Origin of the sequence: Bizionia gelidisalsuginis (assembly GCF_008086185.1) — a bacterium.
Lineage (GTDB): Bacteria > Bacteroidota > Bacteroidia > Flavobacteriales > Flavobacteriaceae > Bizionia > Bizionia saleffrena.
In genome coordinates this window covers 196,016-219,278 of the sequence record NZ_VSKN01000001.1, presented here as the reverse complement: position 1 = coordinate 219,278, position 23,263 = coordinate 196,016, and the positions used below count along the sequence as shown (strand labels likewise).

Below are 23,263 nucleotides of genomic sequence, written 5' to 3'. Positions count from 1 at the left end.
AAAATTACTTCCGTAAGACGAAATAAAACCCAGCTTAATAACTTTAACAACGCCTTAACACGAGAAATCCAAAGCAAAACATATTTTTGTTATCTAAAATATACGTTCTATTAATGACTATTAAAGCCCTACCTCTATTATTAATTTTGACTCTCTTTTTTACCTCTTGTGAAAAAGACGCAGCGAATAGTAATGTAGACGACAGTGCTTTTTTTGGTGGTGAAATTATTAATCCCTATTCAAATTATCTCGTACTTTCTAAAAACAGAAAATTTATAGACACCTTATTTTTGGATAAGAAAAACAGATTTGGTTACACACTCGAGAGTTTAAAACCTGGTATTTACAACTTTTTTGATGGTAGAGAAACCCAAACATTTTTATTACAACCCCGCGATAGCTTACGTTTACGATTAAATACTATAGATTTTGATGAGTCGTTAGTGTATACGGGTAAAGGCGCCAAAGAGAATAATTTTCTAGTTAATTTGTTTCTTCAAAATGAACAAGAAGACAAAGACATCCTTGGTATTAGTCAATTAAATCCAAAAGAATTCGAAAAGAAACTTCACGCTTTAAGGGACGCAAAGTTTAATAAATTATCGCGCTTTAAGAAGAAAAACAAACCGTCTGACTTGTTTTTAGAACTCGCTACGGCCGATATTAATTACAAATACTACTCAAACAAAGAATTATACCCTTTAGCAAATTACAGCAAATCTGAGCGTGATATGTTCGAAAGTTTGCCTGAAGATTTTTATAACTACCGAAAGGATGTTGATTTTAACAACGATGTATTAAAAGACTACCGCCCCTATAATTCGTTTTTACGTTTTTATGTAAATAATGCCGCATTACAAACCCATTTTAAACATTCTGAAGACACCTCTTATAACGAGCATATTTTAGATTACACCTTGGATAAGCTTAATGTTATAGATGACAAAATCCAGAATGAAGAAATAAAAAACGGTCTTCTAAATTATAACATTGTACATTTTATAAGCATTACAAAAAATACTGAAGATTACGATGCTCTTTTAGAATCGTTTCAGCAAAAAAGCACTAATACCGAACAAATAGCACGTGTTACGCGCATTGTAAATTCATACAAACGCTTAAAACCGGGTAAAAAGATTCCTAATTTAAAAATTTTAGATAAAAATAATAATCAACGCACTTTACAAGGGCTTATTAATAAGCCAACTGTTATTTATTTTTGGACTAGAACCAATAAAAACCATTTGATTATCGCTCATAGAAGGGCCTCCGATTTACAAAAAAAATATCCCGAAGTCGAATTTATAGCCTTAAACGTAGATTCTATTTCGTATAAAGAACAAGTACGATTATTGAAGCTATACAACGTAAGAATTAATAACGAATTCCGTTTCCAATCTGCTGCAGAGGCTATAAAAGTTTTATCTGTAAAACCCATTAATAACGTTTTCATTTTAAATGGAAAAGCAGAGATTGTTAACGCTAAAGCTAATATGTTTAATATTAGTTTTGAGCAAGAATTATTGGGTGTTATAAATCAGTAATTTATTAAGGACAAAGATTGTTATTACTTTAATTTCACTAAGATCTTTAGCAACCTCTCTATCGTTTTGTTGATTCTCCAAAACTTTAAATACTTAATATTTTCAGTGTTTCTGCTGGATTTTTTACATAAAACCCTAGTTTTATAATGCCTAATACGCTAGACACTATATACTTTTTTGGAAAACCACTGCTGTATACTTCTCTATGGTTAGCGAATTTGAAAAAGATTTCCTTACCACTTTTAATATTTAGAGCAGGCATAATCTCTACTCTAAAGCCCCCCTTTTTAATTAAATTCTCCAACAACTAATCCAACTAGAACAGGTTAATAATAGCCGAGACAGTGTTTTAACATCCTTTCTTTGGTTTTTGGCAGACCTTTAAGGCTACTTGAATACTAATAAATTTCTCAATAATTTTAGTCCCATAATGCAATCACCGTAGTTCGCCACTAAGTTCAAGAGAGATTCTGGAGGAGTTCTGAAAATTAAATTTTCTTCTGAGTATTGAAGACTTTGAATTACATCTTAAGTTTTAGGATTTCTAAACTGTTGCTTTCATTTAACATTCCTTATCGTTATGGTATGCTTCTATTCTCTAGAATAGTCTTACAAATTAAAGTCTTTTAATATACATATCTATATTAGCTAAACTGATAAAAAACACCTCAATCATTTTCATCTTAGTAACACCAACTAAAAAAACAAATAATACTAAATTTCACTTTCTCTCGTTTAGATTAATACAACTAATATCTTCAAAACCACACCTAATTAATTTTTAACAAAAAAACCTATACTATGAAACGTATATCGCTAAGTTTTTTAATTATTATATTTTCTTTTTCTTGCAGTGAATCCGACGATGCCGAAAATCAAACGACGCCACCTGAAGCCAATTTTTACGCATTAACCGTTGGCAATTCATGGGTATATAAAAATTATAAATACGATGACAATACCGAAAACTATGAAGATACCGGGGTCATCGATTCTTTAAGTATTGTAGATACTCAAGACGTTTCGGGACATCTTTATTATAAGTTTAGACGACTAACCACAGGAAATGAAGAACAGATAACGTTTTGTAATTCTAATGGAGAGCATTTTAAACTCCTTAGAGAAAACGAAGGCAATTTAATAAATGAAGATGGCGCGATTCAGTTTACAAATAACGATTTTGATGAACGCTTAATTGTAGAAAACCAATGGGGTTCTATCTACGAAACTTTAACGGTAGGAGATTCTCTAATAACCGTTGAAGCCGGCGTTTTTACCAGCATCAACTCCGAACGTTATGCTAAATCACCAGAAGGCGAACCATTTAATGGTTTAGACCATTTTTATTACGCAGATGGCGTGGGACTTATCTATGACAGCGCATCGTTTGTAAACGAGACGACACCTAGTATTATAAGACGATTAGACTCTTACAATATTCAATACTAGTTAAGGAGATAAAGTCTAATTATTTCAACTGATTGTGGCTCAAATCAATTTTTAAAAAAGGTATAAAACAAAAAAAGCTTCAGTAATACCCTGAAGCTTTTTTTATAGTCTTATCTGAATAATTAAATCAATGAGTTTCCCTTTTTATAATCTTCTAAAAATTTAGCTAATCCAATATCTGTTAACGGGTGTTTTAGTAACCCTTCAATCGAGCTTAAAGGACCAGTCATAACATCGGCACCTAATTTAGCACAATCGATTACGTGCATTGTATGGCGCACAGAAGCCGCTAAAATTTGAGTTTCGAACGCGTAGTTATCGTATATATGTCTTATTTCAGCAATAAGGTTTAATCCATCCGTAGAAATATCATCTAAACGACCTATAAATGGGGACACATATGTTGCTCCTGCTTTCGCTGCTAATAATGCTTGTCCTGGAGAAAACACTAACGTAACGTTGGTTTTAATACCTTTATCACTAAAGTATTTACACGCTTTAATTCCATCTTTAATCATTGGTAATTTCACAACAATTTGATTGTGTAGTTCCGCTAAAGCCTCTCCTTCTCTCACCATTCCATCGTAATCGGTTGCGATAACTTCAGCACTAACATCTCCATCTACTATTGAGCAGATTTCAACATAATGTTTCATAATATTATCGTGACCGGTAATACCTTCTTTAGCCATTAATGACGGGTTTGTAGTAACGCCGTCTAAAACACCTAGATCTTGAGCTTCTCTAATTTGCTCTAAGTTTGCTGTATCAATAAAAAATTTCATGGTAATATATTTAGTAGTGTTTATTTTTAATTGGAGCTAAATTACAATTTATCCCTTGTTTTTAATAAAGAATACATTAAAATCATAATCTACTTACAGTTTGTAATGATTTAACAGTAGTTTTTCGTACACCGTATCTGGTAAAATATGTTTCAATACAATTGAAAATTTCTGCATAAAAGCCCCTACTTTATAATGCACTTTGGGATTTTTGGCATTAATTACTTGATACACCTTCTTGGCAACCTCTATGGGGTCACCACTACTATCTACGTGTTCATCGATATCACTTAACACCGATTTATATTTAGTATATGGAGAATTTGGGTGTACAGTCGCGTGGAAACGTCCAGCAGCAATATTAGTTGCAAAATCGCCAGGGGCAATAGTGGTCATTTTTATATTAAAATCTTTCACTTCCATTCTAAACGCTTCCGTAATTAGCGCTAAGGCTCCTTTACTCGCGCTATAAATGCCGCGATAAGGCAATCCCATATATCCGGCAATAGACGTGATATTAATAATTAATCCACTTCTTTGAATACGCATTTGAGGTAAAACAGCCTTAATAACGTTTATCGGTCCAAAAACATTGGTATCGAAATTATGTTGAATTTGGTCGTTAGGGATTTCTTCAATGGGCCCCGTTATACCAACACCGGCATTGTTTATAAGAATATCTATGGTGTTTTCATTTTTTAAAATTTCAGAAATGGCTGTAGTAATGCTCTCTGGATTATTAACATCTAAAGCTACAATAGGAAATTTACTATTAGTATAACGCTCTGGATTTCGGCTAGTGCCGTAGACTTTAAATCCCTTATCGGTTAAAAATTCTCCAATAGATTTTCCGATTCCGGAAGAACCGCCTGTAATTAAAACAACTTTAGACATATAAATTTTAAACTTTTATGGGCCAAAAATACAATAATTTAAGTGAAGAATATTACGAGACTTTTGGGCACAAAAAAAGGCAAGCTCCCTACATCACACTGCTACGACCATTTACCTTTGCTTCGTTCCCGACCTGGAGGATTCAACAGGAGCTAGTTGTGTAGGACTTGCCGGTGCAAAGATACAATCTTTTAATACTTTTACAATCATTTTTTAAACTGAATTTTAATAAATATCTTGCTAAAAATATTAAACCAAAAATGAAAACATTTAAAGTACTTACAATCATATTTTTAGGCAGTTTATTTGTCGCTTGTAGTGGCAGTTCTTCTCAAAAAAATAATTTTTCTATTCAAACAAATACCGAAAATAACGCCATTCAAATAGGAAACACCTTAGAATTGACGCTTAAAAATGCTAAAAATATCGCAGTGACTTCGGTCGCTTATACTTTAGACGGCACCCCAATTGAAGCAAAAACACTAATAAGCGACTTTAAATTAGGTGAACATAACTTAGAAGCCATTGTTACTTACAATGGCGACACGGAAACGGTGTCGCAAAAACTATCTCTATTGAATAACGTCGCGCCAAAAGTAATGACTTACGAAATTATAAATTCGTATCCCCACGATATTACATCGTACACACAAGGTTTAGAGTTTTATAACGGTACGCTTTATGAAAGTACCGGACAATATGGAGAATCTAAACTTAGAACCTTAGATTACGCCACTGGAAACGTAACAAAGAATGTGCATCTTTCTAAGAAATATTTTGGTGAAGGACTTACCGTTTTAAATAACAATGTGTTTTTATTAACGTGGTTAGAAGGCACTGGTTTTGTTTACGATGCCGAAACATTAGAACGCAAAAGCAGTTTTAAATATGGCGAAAGTAAAGAAGGATGGGGCTTATGTAATGACAACACAACGCTATACAAAAGTGATGGCACGTCGCATATCTGGCTTTTAAATCCAGAGACTTTGGTTGAAGAAGATAACATACAGGTTTTTACTAATAAAGGTAAAATTGGCCGTTTGAATGAATTAGAGTGGATTAATGGAAAAATTTATGCTAACATTTATCAAAAAGATGGTGTAGTAATTATTAATCCAGAAAACGGAGCAACGGAAGCCGTTATCGATTTTTCTCCATTGAAAAAATTAGTGACTCAGCATCAAGGTTTAGATGTTTTAAATGGTATTGCCTATAACCCAGAAACCCAAACTATCTTTGTTACTGGTAAACGATGGGATAAACTATTTGAGGTTAAAATAATCGAAAAGTAGCCTTTACCTTTTAAAAAGCAGAGAGACATTAACGACAATTTAATCGCGATAAAAATGAACAATACGGGATAGTCTTAAAAAAATCTATTAGTAATCATTAGTATCCGATTTAAAATAGTTTAAGAGGCATAATCTGTGTCAAAATAAAGAAGTTCACTAATTGTTTATAATAACGCGTGCTTTTTGGCTAATCGTTTTAAAGAAATAGTGGCGTTTTTTTCTTTTTAAGCTTTCTTGTTTGGTTAATAGTTAGAATGAAATCTTGGTTCTTGATTCTTGACATCAGAAGTGCAGTAATCTCGTGTCATTTATCGGACAACAATAATTAGATACGGTACTATTCTAAAGTATTAAATCTTTCAAAAAACAGGAATAAACAGTATCTTAGTCTGCTAATTTAAAAATTATGAAAGCCTTAGAATACGATATCACAGTTACTGCTAACTACTTAGACGATCTTAATCACGTAAACAACGTTGTTTATGTGCAATGGGTAAACGATATCGCAAAAGCACATTGGGAAAAAGTAGCGTCACAGCACATAAAAAACAAATATTTCTGGGTGTTGATGTCGCACACTATCGACTATAAAAAAGCGGCGGTTTTAAACGATACCATAACCGTTAAAACCTATATTATCGAGTCCAGTTCTATTACATCTCTGCGTGCTGTAGATATGTATAATACAGAAACTAAAGAACTCGTTGCCCAATCTAAAACCAAATGGTGTTTTATGAATGCATTAACGCAACGACCTACGCGCATTACGCCAGAGATTGAAGAATTATTTAATTAAAAAGGCTTTTCTATACTAAATTAGTATTTCAAAAGTTATATTTTAGTCGTTTACAACCAATGCCATTCTATTTTTGCACCTATGAAAAGTACTTTATATTTTATCGCTTGTTTTGCATTTCTTTTACTGTGGAGTTCTTGCCGGAAAGATTTCGAATTCGAACCTAGCTCAGGACAGTTAGAGTTTTCTAAAGACACCGTATATCTAGATACCATATTTGCAAATATTGGCTCTAGTACTTACAATCTAAAAGTTTATAACCGTAGTAATGAGGATATTACAATTCCTTCAGTGAGTTTAAGTCGTGGAGAATCTTCTGGCTACCGTTTAAATGTAGATGGAGCCGCAGGAAAAGCGTTTTATAATGTTGAAATTTTAGCTAAAGACAGTCTATTTATTTTTGTTGAAACGACGTACAACACCACTACAAATCCGGTAACTAATAACGCCTTTCTATACACGGACAACATTGAATTCGATTCGGGGATTAATCAACAAAGTGTAAATTTAGTAACCTTGGTAAAAGATGCCGTTTTTATCTATCCTAATCGTGATGGTGCTACAGGAATCGTTGAAACCTTAACTTTAAATGTCAATGGAGAATCTATAGCTACCGATATTCAAGGGCGCGAATTATTAGCGGATGAATTAACTTTCACCAACGAAAAACCATACGTAATTTACGGGTATGCCGCTGTACCAAACGGAGAAACGCTAACCGTTAACCCCGGCGCTCGAGTACATTTCCACGCTAATTCTGGGTTGCTAGTGTCTGAAAACGCAGCGCTCCAAGTGAATGGCGATTTAAGTACCGACCCTACTCTATTAGAAAACGAAGTGATTTTTGAAGGCGATCGTTTAGAACCTGGTTTTTCTGATATTCCTGGACAATGGGGCGCCATTTGGTTATTTCAAAATAGCGTAAATAATAGTATTAATTATGCAACCATAAAAAATGCTGGAGTAGCTCTTATTGTAGACGGCAATCCCGATGCATCCAATAATAAACTAACGATAAGTAACACCAAAATATACAATTCTAGTAACTATGGTGTATTAGCGAGAAACACGTCTATTTCAGGAGAGAATCTCGTGATTAATAATTCTGGACAAGTGTCATTAGCCTTAACCCAAGGAGGAAAATATAATTTTACACATTCTACTATTACCAATTATTGGACCAATAGTTTTAGGCAATTTCCTGCACTTCTAATTAATAATTTCGTTGTAGACGCTTCAAACACAGCTTTAGTTTATAATCTAACCGAGGCCAATTTTAACAACTGTATTGTTTATGGAAATGATAACCCTGAGTTTTTAGTCGATGAAATTTTTGATGCTTCAGTAGATTTTAACTTCAAATTCACCAATTCACTATTGCGTTTTGAGAATGCAAATAACAGTTATACGGGATCGAATTACGATTTTAACGATGCAACACATTACGAAGGCAATCTGTTTAACCAATCACCAAAATTTAAAAATGTAACTGAAAACGATTTTAATATTAGTGAGGACTCGGCGGCAAATGGCATAGGCAATTCCTTTTTTGCCAATCAAGTGCCGTTAGATCTTTCTGGAACGAACAGAACGGCATCTCCAGATAGTGGTGCCTACCAACAGACTACTTTTTAAAGCTTATTTTTTTTGAATTACTTTTAATTTGCGTTCGCGACATTCCTTAAAAAACTAAGATAATTTTCCGATAAGTAACAGCAGTTACATTCAGACAGATTACTATTGATTACCTTCGTTAAAACGTTTTAAAAAATTAGTAAATAAAATTGTAAAATATTTTTTTAAATTTTATAATTTCAGTGCGACGATCCATTAAAAACCTTTAATACGCTAATCAATTAGCTATTCTTTGTTTTATTTTTCACTGCATTATTTTTTAAAACGCAATTAAAAATTAAACTCTCAATTTATTCTGCGCTATGGAAGATATGATCTTTTACGATAGACTTCAATTTGCATTCACAATCACTTTCCATTACATTTTTCCCCAATTAACTATGGGTCTTTCGTTAATGATAGTCTATTTTAAATGGCGCTATTTACGTGATAAAGTAGAGAAATATAATGACGCCGCTAAATTTTTTATGAAAATTTTTGCCATCAACTTTACGATGGGGGTAGTTACAGGAATCCCAATGGAATTTCAGTTTGGTACCAATTGGGCAAAGTTCTCCGAGCTTACCGGTGGTATCATCGGACAAACCTTGGCAATGGAAGGTTTGTTTTCATTTTTCTTAGAATCTTCGTTTTTAGTCCTTTTTATTTTCGGTGAAAAACGACTAGGCCAAAAGCTTCATTTTTTAACTGCTTTTTTAGTCTTTGTAGGCTCCTGGGCAAGTGGCTGGTTTATTTTAGCCACCAACGCGTGGATGCAACATCCTGTGGGTTACGAAATACTGGAAAACGGGAAATTTGTACTTAATAATTTTTCTGAGTTATTTACAAATCCTTGGCTACTTCCTGCCTTTTTACACAACCAATTAGCATCGGTCGTTACCTCTTCTTTTGTAGTGGCTGCCATTGGCGCGTTTTACATTTTAAGAGATAAAAACACAGAGTTTGGTAAATTATTTTTAAAAACAGGGGTCGTTTTCGGCTTAATATCTAGTGTTTTAGTGGCGTTTCCAACGGGAGATTGGAATGCTAAAAACGTTGTAAAATATCAACCTGCAGCGTTTGCGGCTATGGAAGGAATTTTTGAGACTGAAGACGCTGGAGCTGAAATTATATTAATCGGTCAGCCAAATATGATCGAAAAGAAATTGGACAATAAAATTGCAGTGCCCAACATTCTTAGCTTTTTAACGTACCAGGAATGGGACCGACAAATCGCAGGAATGGACCAATTTAAAGAAGAGGAATTACCAGATAATATTCCTGCCTTGTATTACTCGTATCATATTATGGTTGGTTTAGGTACTATTTTTATTGGATTAATGGTTCTATCGGCATTCTTTTTATGGAAGAAAAGATTATACGGAATGAAAGCTTTACTGTGGGCCATTATGTTTATGGTTCCCTTTCCGTATATCGCAAATTTAACGGGCTGGTACACCGCCGAACTAGGTCGCCAACCCTACTTAGTTTATGGACTACTTAGAACTAGCGAAGGGGTGTCTCCAAACGTGTCTTCAGGAAATACATTATTTACTTTACTGGGTTTTGTCGCGCTTTATATGCTACTCGGACTTTTATTTTTAGTATTGGTTGGTAAAACGATTCACCAAGGTCCAAAATCTCAAACTCATTAATTATGGAATTATTCTGGTTTATTATTATTGCACTTGTTTTAGTCGTCTTTTTCATCTTAGATGGTTACGATTTTGGAGCAGGAATTATTCATTTATTTTACGCCAAAAAGGATAAAGATAAAGAGGTTATAGCCAAATCTGCCGGTTTGTATTGGGACTCGAATGAAGTCTGGCTTGTGGCTGCCGGAGGTTTACTGTTTATGGCATTCCCCACATTTTACGCCTCGGTGTTTAGTGGGTTCTATTTGCCATTGATTTTGGTATTATGGCTCATTATTTTTCGGGCGATTGGTTTAGAGTTTAGAAGTCAGTTTAATTTCCAAATGTGGAAAGATATTTGGGATACTTCTTTTGGTGTTTCCAGTCTACTTTTGGCTTTATTCTTCGGAATTGCCTTAGGTAATATTGTAAGAGGTGTAAATTTAGGTGGTTTTGAAGATGGCTCCTCTATTTACGAAGCGCACTATTTTTTCTTACCGCTATGGGATTCTAGTTTTAGCCCACTAACCACACACCCGGGAGTTATCGATTGGTTTACGCTAATTATTGGTTTTATAAGTGTTGTTACTTTGGCTATACACGGAGCAAACTGGATTGTTTTAAAAACCAATTCATCGATTAATCAGAAACTAAAAACAATAGCCGTACGTTTAAACGGGGTACTTTTATTGTTAACGATTGTCTCGTTAATTAGCTGGAAAACCATCAACCCCGATTCATTTAATAATTTCTCAGAAAAACCTTATCTGTTAATTTTTCCGTTGCTTTTTATAGTGGGGGTCGTTGGTACATTTTTCATTTCAAAATTTAAAAATGATAACAGTCCACTTGTCTTTTCAACACTTATAATTTTAGGCGGAATCACCTCGTCTTTAGCCTCGTTATTCCCCGTTATTTTACCATCTACTAATAGCGTTCACGAGTCGTTAACGATTTATAACACCTCAGCAGCACAGTATGGCTTGTCCGTAGCAATGGGTTGGGGAATTGTAGGCTTGATTCTATTATTAATCTATTTTATAGTTCAAAAAAGATTGATGAGAGGCAAAGTGGACACCATGGATTATGGTCATTAATTAATAGTAAACCCCTTTATTATGACAGCAACCTTAATCTCACTAATTAGTATTGTATTTGGCATCCTTGGTGCAAATGGTATTGCAATACGCTATAAAAATCGCTCTTTTGGTTTTATAGGTAATACAATTGCAGGAGTTTTTGGGAGTATTTTATTAATTAAAAGTTTTGGACGCTTAGGCTTTAATCCTCAAACTATTGTAATTATAGACACCGTTTCACTACCATTATTCGCAATTAATTGTGTTGTTTCCTTTTTAGGCGGGGCGCTCGCTGTTTTTGTAATGCATTACTTAAAAAACAAACTCGAAAAACCTAAATAAATCTTGATGGTGCTATTCTATTCTATTTCACACTTAATATTAAATGTTTATTTTAGGGCACTATAAAACATATATTATGTTAACATTTAAAGAAACGCAGAAATTTACACAGTGGTGGTTGTGGCTTATTTTAATAGCTATTGGAATTAGCCCGCTTATTGGGATTTACACACAACTTATTAAAAAAGAACCTTTAGGAGATGCCCCACTCTCTGATGTTGGATTAATCCTCTACTCTATTTTTATATTTGCTACTATCGGCGTGTTTCTATGGCTTACTTTAAAAACAGAAATTAATTCGAAAGGCATACAAATGAATTACATTCCGTTTGTAAAAAAAGAGATTGATTGGAAAGATATTAAAACTGCTGAAGTCGTTAATTATGGGTTTGTTGGTGGATGGGGAATTAGATGGAATACAGCCTATGGCACCGTGTACAATACTAGAGGAAATAAAGGAGTAGCGATTGCACTTAAAAATGGAAAAAAGATTGGAATAGGGACTCAAAAAGAAGAAGAAATGCAAGAGGTGATTGAAAAGGCAAAAAAGATGAAGCTTATTTAGTCTATATCTTTTGAACACTTTAGTGTTTCTAATTTAAGAAAAGTGGCGAAAACACAGCATTTTAATAAATAATAAATCACCTGAAATCTATTTTTACCTTTATTTTAGTTGATAAACAACTATAAAAACGACATTATGAACTCTACTATAAAAAATATTCTTGCCATTATTTTAGGATGGATTGGCGGCAGTATTATTAATATGGCTTTAATACAAGTCGGACATTCTATTTATCCTATTCCAAATATTGATATAAACAACATGAATGCCTTATCGAAAGTTATGCCAACATTAGGGACTAATTATTTTATATTTCCGTTTTTAGCACACGCTTTAGGGACTTTTGTCGGCGCGATAATCGCTTATAGTATGGCGACAAATAATAAAATGAAGTTTGCTTATATTATAGGAGTGTTCTTTTTACTGGGCGGAATTATGATTAATTTTATGATAACTGGTCCTCTTTGGTTTATCACCGCCGATTTGCTTTTAGCATACATTCCGATGGCATGGTTAGGTGGTCAATTAGCTCAGAAAATATCAAAAAAGTAATGTATTAATAGTGTTTTTTAAAGTTAAACAAAAAAACCTGTATGATTTCATACAGGTTTTTATAAAACTATTAAACAGTATTTACATTTTAAATAACGGTAAGTCACTCATCATTGCATTTACTTTTCCTGCTATTTTTTCTAATACCTCTTCATTTTCGTAATTTGTAATAACTTCATCAATAAGCGCTACAATACCACTCATATCTTCTTCTTTTAATCCACGAGTTGTAATAGCGGCAGTTCCTATTCTAATTCCAGACGTTACAAATGGCGACTTATCGTCGAAAGGCACCATATTTTTATTCACAGTAATGTCAGCTTTCACTAGTGCTTTCTCGGCGTCTTTACCGGTAATATTTTTATTGCGCAGATCTATTAACATCATATGGTTATCTGTTCCACCAGAAATAATACCATATTCTTTTTTCATAAATGCGTCGGCCATTGCCGCAGCATTTTTCTTCACTTGAAGCATATACGTTAAAAACTCATCGGTTAACGCTTCTCCAAAAGCAATTGCTTTAGCCGCAATAATGTGCTCTAAAGGCCCGCCTTGATTTCCTGGAAAAACACCAGAGTCGAGAAGAGAAGACATCATACGTAAGTTTCCGTTTTTCAATTTTAAGCCAAACGGGTTTTCAAAATCTTTCCCCATTAATATTAACCCACCTCTTGGACCTCTTAATGTTTTATGTGTTGTTGTTGTAACAATATGACAATGCGGAATTGGATCGTTTAAAATACCTTTTGCAATTAATCCGGCAGGGTGCGATACATCGGCTAATAAAATAGCATTGACACTATCTGCAATTTTACGAAAACGCTCAAAATCCATATCTCTAGAATACGCTGAAGCGCCAGCAATAATTAACTTTGGCTGCTCCTTGGTTGCAATTTCTTGAATTTTATCGTAATCTATTAATCCCGTTTCTTTATCGACACCATAAAACACAGGGTTGTACAATCTACCAGAAAAATTTACTGGCGAACCGTGTGTTAGGTGACCTCCGTGAGATAAATCGAATCCTAAAATTTTATCTCCAACACTTAAACACGCGTGGTAAACAGCCGTGTTTGCCTGACTTCCAGAGTGTGGTTGCACGTTAGCATACGCTGCGCCAAATAACGTTTTAGCTCTATCTATCGCAATCTGCTCTACCTCATCTACAATTTCACACCCGCCATAATACCTTTTTCCAGGATAGCCCTCTGCATATTTATTGGTTAAAACAGAACCTGCTGCTTCCATAACTTGATCACTTACAAAGTTTTCTGAGGCTATTAGCTCTAAACCGTTAAGCTGTCTTTCTTTTTCAGCATCAATTAATTCAAATATTTGTTCGTCCCTTTGCATAATATTTTGTTAGTGTTAAATAAGAACCAAAAATAAGAAATTGATTAGTTATAAACTTGAAAAAACATATATTTACTCCTAAACGTAACTATTTTAACAAATGATTAATTTCAATCTCGTTTTTTTCGATTTTATTCTTGTAAAATAAAAAAAATATGTAGGTTTGGAATGATTTACAAACTTTAAAATTACACCCTTAACATGTCAATAACTGCAAATAACCCTGATAGAAAATCTTGGCTTCACGTCGATAAAAATTCAGATTTCCCCATTCAAAACATTCCTTTTGGAGTTTTTCTTACTAGGGACGATATAATAACTATTGGAACTCGAATTGGTGATACAGCTATAGATTTGGGAGCTTTACACCAATTAGGTTATTTTGAAGGAATACCATTAACCGATGATATTTTTCTTCAAGATACTTTAAACGATTTTATTGCCGACGGTCGTAAAACTTGGCGTTTAGTAAGAAATAGAATTGCGGACATTTTTGATAACGAAAATGGAACGCTAAAAAACAACATACAACATAAAGAAACTGTTCTTTTTAGATTGGATGAAATCGAAATGCAATTACCGGTTCAAATTGGTGATTACACAGATTTCTACTCGAGCATAGAGCACGCAACAAATGTGGGAACTCTTTTTAGAGATCCAGAGAATGCTTTACTACCCAACTGGTTACATATTCCGGTAGGCTACCACGGTAGAAGTTCGTCTATCATTCCATCGGGAATTGATGTGCACAGACCACAAGGTCAAACATTACCGGCCGGAGCGAACGAACCTGTTTTCGGACCTTCAAAATTAGTAGATTTTGAATTAGAAATGGCGTTTATTACTACCGATGCTAACGATTTAGGAGAACCTATTCCTATTGATGAAGCGGAAGAATACATCTTCGGATTAGTTTTATTTAACGATTGGAGTGCTAGAGATATTCAAAAATGGGAATACGTGCCACTAGGGCCTTTCTTAGCGAAAAGTTTCGCCTCGTCTATTTCTCCTTGGATTGTTACATTAGATGCTTTAGAACCTTACAGAATACAAGGCCCTAAACCTTTAAAAAAGCAATTGGAATACTTACAACAAAAAGGAAAAAAAGGTTTTGATATTAACTTGGAAGTGGCACTTCAGCCTGAAAAAGCTAAAGAAACGGTGATAAGTAAATCTAACTTTAAATATATGTATTGGTCTATGGCGCAACAACTAGCGCACCACACTATAAATGGTTGCCCAATAAACTCGGGAGATATGATGGGTAGTGGAACCATTTCTGGCCCAACTCCAGATTCTTACGGATCGATGTTAGAATTAAGTTGGAGAGGTGAAAAACCACTTACAATGAATGACGGTACCGAGCGTAAATTTATAAATGATAACGATACGGTTATTATGAGAGGTTACTGTGAAAAAGATGGAACACGTATTGGATTTGGAGAAGTAAAAACAAAATTATTACCTGTTTTTAATGCGAAGAAAAACAAGTAATAAAAATAGTATAAATACATATAAAAACAGCCTCTTAAATTTAAGAGGCTGTTTTTTTTGTTCCTTGCTATAAGTATTTATGTCACTGCAAAAGCAGTAATTAGATTTTAGATTAAATTTAGCTCCAACAGAAGACCACAAATTACATTTCAAATTACAACACATTATTCCTCAAAACGTTCCCGCTTAGCAAGTTTACTAGCGATAATACTTATTATTAATAGTTGTGACGCGTGAAACAGCATAAGCGGCAATAAGATAATACCTACGGTTGCCATATTACCAAATATAATTTTAGAAAATACCGTGCCGTGCACCAACGATTTCTTAGTACCACAAAATTGTACCGTAATTTGATCTTCTTTATTTAAGTTTAATTTTCTTGCCGTAAACCCGGTGACTAAGAACACGATTAAAAAGAGTACTAGTACACCTATAAAAAGCACACCTAAATCTAATAGCGACACAGCGCTAAAAATGTTTTTATAGAAAGACTCCGCAAAGCTTTTATAAATAATTAATAGAATGATAGACTTATCAAAAAGGGTGAGTTTAGTACTATGTTTATGAGCAAAATTATTAGTGTAGCGCTGTAAGAGTAAGCCCAAAACAACAGGCAGAAGTATTTGAACTATGAGCTTGATGTAAATAGAAGTAAAATCATAATGCGTTTGGGTATCGTTTATAAATAACCCCATCCAAAGTGGTGTAATCGCAATACCGATAATCCCGGATATACTCGCGTTAAAAATCGCAGCTGGAACATTTCCTTTTGCCATAGAAACCATAACAACAGACGATGATACTGTCGATGGCAGCGCGGCTAAGAAAAAGAACGCCAACCACATCGTTTCTTGCTCTTGATTTTGAATAAGTGGCCTAAAAATTAAAACTAACAACGGAAAAACTAAAAATGTAGAACCCTGGACCAAAAGGTGTAGCTTCCAGTTTTTAATCCCTTCTTTTAACTTCGTCGGACTCAATTTAAGTCCGTAGAAAAAGAATATAAGAGAAATTCCTATCGCACTAATCGTATCGATAGGAATTATGCTGCTTTCTATTCCCCATTGTGGAAAAAAGTAAGCTATAAATATTACAACTACAATAGACACAACGAATCTATCAATCTTAACCTTCATAAATGCTTGATTTCTAGGTATACTAAATAATAGCCCGAAGATACAAAACGTCTTAGTTTAACGTTAAAATTACACGCGAAATTCACTTGAAATTAAAGAGATAATAGCAACCGTGAAGTTATATAATTAAAAAACACTTTGAAAAACACTTGTTTCTTTATATAAAACGGTTTAAATCTAAAGCATTAATAGCACCGTGACTTTCGTGTGCTACTACTACTCCATTTTTAATGACTAATAATTGCGGTGACTCGTGAAGCACTTGAAATTTATAGCCCACTTCATTAGACACCGATTTAAAATTTAGTAAATCGAGATAGTATAAATCTAAATCTTCAGCAGTGAGTTCGTAATTCGATACAAACTGATTCATTGCCATACTACTAATACCACATCGTGTAGAGTGTTTAAAAACGACTTGCGTTTTTGTTTTAGAACGCTCTTCAATCGTTTCTAATTGCGACTCCGAAGTTAATAGCAACCACGGCAGCACTTTTTCTTCTTTGGGCTCACTAGAACCTCCAAACAACTTATTTATAAATCCCATAATATTTTTTGTATTTAGCAATCAGTAATCACTGATTTTATTTGTACGCTCATCGTATAAGTCGTATCTTTAATATAACCTTACAGCCTGACAAAAAGTCACGTCGATATTCGTAATAACAGACATTTTGTCGTTCGCTATTATTTGGTAAGATAATTGAAATATCTCGATCAAACAAAAACAAACAATAGTCTTCAGTCCTATTAATTAGAAGCGTTAGGTAAACTTCCGATAACAACCAAAGACCACAAAACATACAGCTATGGATTTTAATAATTTTACAATTAAATCGCAAGAAGCGATACAACAAGCCCAACAACTTGCACAGAGTTTAGGACATCAACAAATAGAGAATGAACATATTTTAAAATCTATTTTTGATGTCGATGAGAATGTACTCCCTTTCATTTTAAAAAAGATGAATGTCAACGTTCCTATGGTACAACAAATTTTAGATAAGCAAATAGAGAGTTTTCCAAAAGTTTCGGGTGGCGATTTAGTGTTGTCGCGCGACGCTTCAAAAGCGCTAAACGAAGCCGCTATCATTGCTAAAAAAATGAAAGACGATTATGTGTCGATTGAGCATTTAGTACTCGCCATTTTTAAATCGAACAGTAAAATTGCGCAAGTTTTAAAAGATCAAGGCGTTACAGAAAAACATCTTACAGCAAGTATTGAAGAGCTTAGAAAAGGCGATCGCGTAACGTCTCAAAACCAAGAAGAAACGTATAACTCTTTAAATAAATACGCGAAAAATTTAAACCAATTAGCCAAAGATGGGAAATTAGATCCTGTAATTGGTCGTGATGAAGAAATACGACGTATTCTTCAAATCTTATCGCGACGCACAAAAAATAACCCCATTTTAGTTGGAGAACCTGGAACTGGTAAAACTGCTATAGCAGAAGGTTTAGCTCATAGAATTGTAGATGGCGATGTGCCCGAAAATCTAGTCGATCGTCAAATTTACGCTCTAGATATGGGCGCCTTAATTGCCGGTGCAAAATACAAAGGTGAATTTGAAGAACGCTTAAAAGCCGTTATTAAAGAAGTAACTGAAAGCGATGGAAACATTGTGCTATTTATAGACGAAATCCATACGCTTGTAGGTGCTGGTGGCGGACAAGGTGCTATGGATGCTGCTAACATTTTAAAACCAGCTTTAGCGCGTGGCGAATTGAGAGCGATTGGAGCTACAACCCTAGACGAATACCAAAAGTATTTTGAAAAAGACAAAGCTTTAGAACGTCGTTTTCAAAAAGTAATGGTCGACGAACCCGATACAGAAAGTGCTATTTCCATTTTACGTGGTATTAAAGAAAAGTACGAAACACACCATAAAGTACGTATTAAAGATGAAGCAATTATTGGTGCAGTAGAATTATCGCAACGCTATATTACTAACCGATTTTTACCAGACAAAGCCATTGATTTAATGGATGAAGCTGCCGCTAAATTAAGAATGGAAATCAATTCTAAACCGGAAGAGCTTGATGTTTTAGACCGAAAAGTGATGCAGTTAGAAATTGAAATTGAAGCCATTAAGCGGGAAAAAGATGAAGTCAAACTAAAAAGTTTACGTTCGGAGTTAGCGAATTTAAAAGAAGAGCGCAACGAGCTAAATGCGAAATGGAAAACCGAAAAAGCGGTTGTCGATAATATTCAGAATAGAAAATTAGAGATTGAAAACTTTAAAATCGAAGCCGAACGTGCCGAACGCGATGGTGATTATGGTAAGGTTGCCGAATTACGTTATGGTAAGATTAAAGAAGCGCAAGAAGTTTTAGAAAAACTGCAACAAGAATTAAAAGAAAATCAATCGGCGACGTCTTTAATTAAAGAAGAGGTTACATATGATGATATTGCCGAAGTGGTGGCGAAGTGGACCGGTATTCCGTTGACAAAAATGCTTCAAACTGATCGCGAAAAACTGCTAAAACTTGAAGATCAATTACACAAACGCGTCGTTGGCCAAGAAGAAGCTATTGTCGCTGTGAGTGACGCCGTAAGACGTAGTCGCGCGGGATTGCAAAACCCAAAAAAACCAATAGGCTCTTTCTTATTTCTAGGAACTACGGGAGTTGGTAAAACAGAATTAGCAAAAGCATTAGCCGAGTACTTATTTGATGATGAAAATGCAATGACGCGAATAGATATGAGTGAATACCAAGAGCGCCACGCTGTGAGCCGTTTGGTTGGAGCACCTCCAGGATATGTAGGTTATGATGAGGGTGGACAATTAACGGAGGCAGTGAGACGCAAACCGTATTCTGTGGTACTGTTAGATGAAATTGAAAAAGCGCACCCGGACACCTTCAATATTTTATTGCAAGTGTTAGACGAAGGCCATTTAACAGATAATAAAGGACGCGTTGCCGACTTTAAAAACACTATTATAATTATGACATCGAATATTGGTAGCCATATTATTCAAGAGCGATTCGCTGCTGTTAAAGACATAGACGCGGCAACTGAAGCTGCAAGAGTGGATGTTTTAGCTTTATTGAAGCAAACAGTAAGACCTGAGTTTTTAAACAGAATTGACGACACGATTATGTTTACACCGCTATCTAAGGATAACATTACCGAAATTGTGCAGTTACAATTAAAAGGTGTCGCTAAAATGATTGGTAAGCAAGGCATTACATTCAGCGCGACACCAGAAGCAATCTCTTACTTAGCAGAGAAAGGATATAATCCAGAATATGGTGCAAGACCAGTGAAAAGAGTAATACAGAAAGAAGTTTTAAATACCTTGAGTAAAGAAATACTCTCAGGAAACGTAAACACCGATAGTATTATTTTACTCGATGCCTTCGACAAAGAATTAGTATTTAGAAATCAAGGGAATTTAGTTTCCGACGCGGTCTAAATCATAAATTATTGTTAACGTGAAATAACTCAGAAAAGAGAACGTTTTCCTAGTAATGGTTAGTTAGTTTGAAAAGCAACGTTGGTCTACACTTTAGACTACGTTGCTTTTTTTTATGTCCTTTTGTAAATAACCTCTCGACTACGCTTTAAGAAATAGAGTTGAGCCTCTTCAAGCTACATCAGTTTAAAACTGTTTTCTTTTATACTTTTTAAGCAGCTACTCGGCCGTATGCAAACGGACTTTTATAGTGCTTTAAGAGCCCTTATTTACTTTAAAAATGTTTAACAATCGTTAATATCTCGTAGAATTCAGGAATTATTTCTTGAGCAAAACCACGCGTAGAAGTACTTAAATCAGTGCGTTATAATTTTAATAAGAAATAATTTTGCAGAATTAAAATAATATTTAGATATTTGTCTAAATACCTAAACATACAAAATGAACGCGTTATTTAAAGCACTGAATGATGAAACGAGAAGGCAGATTGTAGAAATGCTAAAAGAAAGAGACATGAATGCTGGAGAAATTGCAGACCAATTTAAAATGTCGAAACCTAGCATTTCGCATCATCTAGATATTTTAAAAAGGGCGGATTTAATTACAAGTGAGAAAAAAGGACAATTTGTAGCATACTCTTTAAACACTAGCATTTTGGAAGATTTAATAAACTGGATACTAACCTTAAAAAAATAAATTATGAAACTTAAAAAAGAACTTCTGCTAATTGCAATAGTATTACTGCCGTTTCTTTACATCGCTTATGTATGGAATGATTTACCAGAAAAAGTACCGATGCACTGGAATATTGAGGGAGAAATAGATCGTTATGGTGAAAAACTAGAGCTTTTATTAATTCCGTTTTTACTCCCTGTTCTTACGTATGTTGTGTTTTTGGTGATTCCGAAAATCGACCCTAAAAATAAGTTGAAAAATATGGGTAACAAACTACAGAGTTTAAAGTTTTTACTCACTACTATTATGTCTGTTTTGGCTTTGTTTATTATTTACACTGCAAAAAATGAATCGCTTACAAACCCTAATTATATAGTGCTTTGTATTGGTTTGTTGTATTTAATTCTTGGAAATTATTTTAAAACAATTAAAGCCAACTACTTTATTGGGATTAGAACGCCTTGGACGCTAGAAAGTAAATCTGTTTGGAAGGAAACGCACAAAATGGGAGGTAAATTATGGTTTATTGGTGGTATTATTGTAATTATTTCTAGTTTAATTCTAGACCAAAAAGCGAATTACAAGGTGTTTTTAATTGTTACAGGGGTTATTTCAATACTACCTATTCTCTACTCCTACTTTCTGTTTCAGAAGGAAAAGAAAAGTGATTTAGAGCAACACGTTTAGATTTCATCTTAGGGCTAATTATAGGATTAAACGGGTACAATACTGTATTTTTCATAGTGCCAAAGTGAAACCCTATTACTCTACTATTGCTGTTATCTTTCCATTATAAACCGAAGCGCGACGCCTTCAAACGTCGGGAATTATTATAAGAAATTAAGTGCGCTTATCTTTCTCTTAGGTTAAAAAGGGTGAAGGAATCACTGTATTTATTAGGTGCTAAAACCACGTTTGAAGCTATAACAATTCCGCGAAAGCGTTACTACAAACCAAAAATAACGCTAAAAAAAAAGCTCCTTTCATTTAAAAAAACAAGCCACACTATGGCGGCTTGTTAATTTATATTGAACTATATACGAGATAACGTTGATTAGAATTTTCTACCAACACCAATTCCGACCATTAATGGATTGATGTCTACCTCTACTGGTAATACGCCTGCACCGGTATCTACGTTTACATCGGTAGATAATAATAGCTTTTTAATATCTAGATTTAAAAACCATTTATCGTCTAAATTATAATCTAATCCTGCTTGAAAAGAGACCCCGAAAGCATCGTCGTATTCCATTCCTGCCATCGCTCCTTCATCAATTCCGTAGAAAAATGTATAGTTAATACCTGCACCAATATAAGGTTTAAAATCCCCGGCGTAGAAGTGGTATTGAAGGTTTAATGTTGGAGGCAATAACCAAACGTGCCCCAAATCTGTGGTTGCTAGGCTATTTCCAACTTCAACTTCGTGTTTTGTAGTTCCTAAAATTAATTCGGCTGCTATATTTCTTGTAAAAAAGTAGGTGATATCTATTTCTGGAATGTACGACGTCGATAAATCGACATCTAAACCGTCTAAATTATCTCCTGGAGAGGGTATTACGGTTACCACTCTAAAACGTGCTTGCCATTTGTTAAAATCAGCATTCATTTTGTCATCATCTTGTGCTTGTGCGCTAAATATAAACGCAAACAACATTAGGGCACTAAAAATTACTTTTTTCATAGTATTATGTTTTAATATTATACCCCAAAAATACTTACAACACATAGCTTTAACGTTGACAAAAGTCATAGGTAAATCCTAAATTCTGTAGTAGACTGTATTTCAAGTCGGTATTACTCATAAAAAGCAGCTTTTTTATAGCATTAAATTGGAATATGCTTAAAAAGAAATTTTCTGAAATTTATCAAGATACCGTCGCAATAATTCGCTATTTATCTTCATTATGCTCGCAGTAAATTGTATTTTTACTAGAGATAAACACCATTATTTTTTATTTATGAACCTCAATACTTTTATAGACCATACGTTATTAAAGCCAACAGCGACCAAAAATGACATTGTCACGCTTTGTAAGGAAGCTATGGAATACGGTTTTTTTTCGGTGTGTGTTAACACGTGTTATGTTTCTTTGGCGAAACAAACTTTAGCAGGCAGTTCTGTTAAGCTGTGCGCTGTAATAGGTTTTCCTTTAGGAGCGATGAGCACTATCGCTAAAGTTGAAGAGACAAAACAAGCATTAAAAGAGGGTGCAGATGAAATTGATATGGTAATGAATATCGGTTTTTTTAAGAGCGCAGATTACGCGGCCGCTGCCCACGATATTAAAGCCGTTAAACAACAAATGCCTAAACTTACTTTAAAAGTGATTTTAGAAACCTGTTACCTCGACACGACAGAAATTATTGAAGCCAGCGAAATTGCATTAGAAAGCGGCGCCGACTTTATAAAAACATCCACAGGCTTCGGGTCTAGTGGCGCCACGTTAAACACGGTACAAATAATGCTTAACGCCACTAAAAATACGCACGTAAAAGTGAAAGCTTCAGGTGGTATTAGAGATACCGCAACAGCTTTAAAGTATATTAAAATTGGAGCTTTGCGCTTAGGTACATCGAACAGTATTGCTATTGTCACTGAAAATAATAAAGATAAAAAAGCAAATTATTAAA

At 34.3% G+C, this 23,263-nt stretch carries 21 protein-coding genes and 1 other RNA gene; 15 read left to right on the top strand and 7 right to left on the bottom strand.

Annotation, left to right across the window (positions count from 1 at the left end):
• The first annotated feature begins 113 nt into the window (after nt 1-113).
• A complete protein-coding gene (locus ES677_RS01040) occupies nt 114-1,544 on the top strand; it encodes a TlpA family protein disulfide reductase (protein WP_148380163.1) in 1,431 nt (476 codons plus the stop codon).
• A gap of 801 nt (nt 1,545-2,345) precedes the next feature.
• A complete protein-coding gene (locus tag ES677_RS01035) occupies nt 2,346-2,993 on the top strand; it encodes a hypothetical protein (RefSeq protein ID WP_148380162.1) in 648 nt (215 codons plus the stop codon).
• 122 nt (nt 2,994-3,115) lie between these two features.
• Here the strand turns inward: ES677_RS01035 and fsa are convergent, their stop codons facing one another.
• From fsa to ffs, 3 genes are all read right to left on the bottom strand, one after another.
• Nucleotides 3,116-3,778, bottom strand: a complete 663-nt coding sequence (gene fsa, locus ES677_RS01030; RefSeq protein ID WP_148368617.1) for a fructose-6-phosphate aldolase — start codon at nt 3,776-3,778, stop codon at nt 3,116-3,118.
• A gap of 93 nt (nt 3,779-3,871) precedes the next feature.
• The gene (locus ES677_RS01025) at nt 3,872-4,672 is read right to left on the bottom strand and encodes an SDR family oxidoreductase (protein ID WP_148368618.1); all 801 of its coding nucleotides are present in this window, start codon (nt 4,670-4,672) and stop codon (nt 3,872-3,874) included.
• 74 nt (nt 4,673-4,746) lie between these two features.
• An RNA gene (gene ffs / locus ES677_RS01020) (signal recognition particle sRNA small type) lies at nt 4,747-4,845 on the bottom strand.
• Between the two features lie 87 nt (nt 4,846-4,932).
• Between ffs and ES677_RS01015 the strand changes: the two genes are divergently transcribed.
• From ES677_RS01015 to ES677_RS00980, 8 genes are all read left to right on the top strand, one after another.
• On the top strand, nt 4,933-5,964 hold the full coding sequence (locus ES677_RS01015) for a glutaminyl-peptide cyclotransferase (protein ID WP_148380161.1): 1,032 nt from the start codon (nt 4,933-4,935) through the stop codon (nt 5,962-5,964).
• Between the two features lie 406 nt (nt 5,965-6,370).
• The gene (locus ES677_RS01010) at nt 6,371-6,760 is read left to right on the top strand and encodes an acyl-CoA thioesterase (RefSeq protein WP_148368620.1); all 390 of its coding nucleotides are present in this window, start codon (nt 6,371-6,373) and stop codon (nt 6,758-6,760) included.
• 81 nt (nt 6,761-6,841) lie between these two features.
• Nucleotides 6,842-8,395, top strand: a complete 1,554-nt coding sequence (locus tag ES677_RS01005; protein WP_148380160.1) for a hypothetical protein — start codon at nt 6,842-6,844, stop codon at nt 8,393-8,395.
• 302 nt (nt 8,396-8,697) lie between these two features.
• On the top strand, nt 8,698-10,029 hold the full coding sequence (locus ES677_RS01000) for a cytochrome ubiquinol oxidase subunit I (RefSeq protein WP_148380159.1): 1,332 nt from the start codon (nt 8,698-8,700) through the stop codon (nt 10,027-10,029).
• 2 nt (nt 10,030-10,031) lie between these two features.
• Entirely contained in the window at nt 10,032-11,105 is a 1,074-nt protein-coding gene (cydB, locus tag ES677_RS00995; RefSeq protein ID WP_148368623.1) for a cytochrome d ubiquinol oxidase subunit II, read from the top strand.
• 21 nt (nt 11,106-11,126) lie between these two features.
• Nucleotides 11,127-11,429 carry a hypothetical protein gene (locus ES677_RS00990; protein ID WP_148368624.1) on the top strand — a complete coding sequence of 101 codons (303 nt, stop codon included), beginning with the start codon at nt 11,127-11,129 and terminating at the stop codon, nt 11,427-11,429.
• A 76-nt stretch (nt 11,430-11,505) separates the two neighbouring features.
• Nucleotides 11,506-11,994, top strand: a complete 489-nt coding sequence (locus tag ES677_RS00985; RefSeq protein ID WP_148380158.1) for a hypothetical protein — start codon at nt 11,506-11,508, stop codon at nt 11,992-11,994.
• A gap of 135 nt (nt 11,995-12,129) precedes the next feature.
• Complete coding sequence (locus ES677_RS00980; RefSeq protein WP_148368626.1) at nt 12,130-12,546, top strand: hypothetical protein; 417 nt, start codon at nt 12,130-12,132, stop codon at nt 12,544-12,546.
• Between the two features lie 81 nt (nt 12,547-12,627).
• Here the strand turns inward: ES677_RS00980 and glyA are convergent, their stop codons facing one another.
• Nucleotides 12,628-13,902: a serine hydroxymethyltransferase gene (gene glyA, locus ES677_RS00975; protein WP_148368627.1), complete on the bottom strand. Its 1,275-nt coding sequence runs from the start codon at nt 13,900-13,902 to the stop codon at nt 12,628-12,630.
• Between the two features lie 201 nt (nt 13,903-14,103).
• Between glyA and fahA the strand changes: the two genes are divergently transcribed.
• Nucleotides 14,104-15,396: a fumarylacetoacetase gene (fahA, locus tag ES677_RS00970; protein ID WP_148368628.1), complete on the top strand. Its 1,293-nt coding sequence runs from the start codon at nt 14,104-14,106 to the stop codon at nt 15,394-15,396.
• Between the two features lie 164 nt (nt 15,397-15,560).
• On the opposite strand, the gene ES677_RS00965 is transcribed toward fahA, so the two are convergent.
• Both ES677_RS00965 and ytxJ read right to left on the bottom strand, forming a co-directional pair.
• Nucleotides 15,561-16,535 (bottom strand): bile acid:sodium symporter family protein, encoded by a 975-nt coding sequence (locus tag ES677_RS00965; protein WP_148380157.1) that lies wholly within the window; start codon nt 16,533-16,535, stop codon nt 15,561-15,563.
• 157 nt (nt 16,536-16,692) lie between these two features.
• Nucleotides 16,693-17,082 (bottom strand): bacillithiol system redox-active protein YtxJ, encoded by a 390-nt coding sequence (gene ytxJ, locus ES677_RS00960; RefSeq protein WP_148368630.1) that lies wholly within the window; start codon nt 17,080-17,082, stop codon nt 16,693-16,695.
• A gap of 262 nt (nt 17,083-17,344) precedes the next feature.
• Between ytxJ and clpB the strand changes: the two genes are divergently transcribed.
• The 3 genes from clpB (at nt 17,345) to ES677_RS00945 (ending at nt 21,316) form a co-directional block, all read left to right on the top strand.
• On the top strand, nt 17,345-19,954 hold the full coding sequence (gene clpB / locus ES677_RS00955) for an ATP-dependent chaperone ClpB (RefSeq protein ID WP_148368631.1): 2,610 nt from the start codon (nt 17,345-17,347) through the stop codon (nt 19,952-19,954).
• Nucleotides 19,955-20,395: 441 nt separating this feature from the next.
• On the top strand, nt 20,396-20,650 hold the full coding sequence (locus tag ES677_RS00950) for an autorepressor SdpR family transcription factor (RefSeq protein WP_148368632.1): 255 nt from the start codon (nt 20,396-20,398) through the stop codon (nt 20,648-20,650).
• A 3-nt stretch (nt 20,651-20,653) separates the two neighbouring features.
• A complete protein-coding gene (locus tag ES677_RS00945) occupies nt 20,654-21,316 on the top strand; it encodes an SdpI family protein (protein WP_148380156.1) in 663 nt (220 codons plus the stop codon).
• Between the two features lie 367 nt (nt 21,317-21,683).
• Here ES677_RS00945 and ES677_RS00940 read toward each other — a convergent pair whose 3' ends face one another.
• Nucleotides 21,684-22,313 (bottom strand): OmpW/AlkL family protein, encoded by a 630-nt coding sequence (locus ES677_RS00940; protein ID WP_148380155.1) that lies wholly within the window; start codon nt 22,311-22,313, stop codon nt 21,684-21,686.
• A 277-nt stretch (nt 22,314-22,590) separates the two neighbouring features.
• Here ES677_RS00940 and deoC point away from each other — a divergent pair, with 277 nt between their 5' ends.
• The gene (gene deoC / locus ES677_RS00935) at nt 22,591-23,262 is read left to right on the top strand and encodes a deoxyribose-phosphate aldolase (protein ID WP_148380154.1); all 672 of its coding nucleotides are present in this window, start codon (nt 22,591-22,593) and stop codon (nt 23,260-23,262) included.
• Nucleotide 23,263 lies beyond the last annotated feature (1 nt).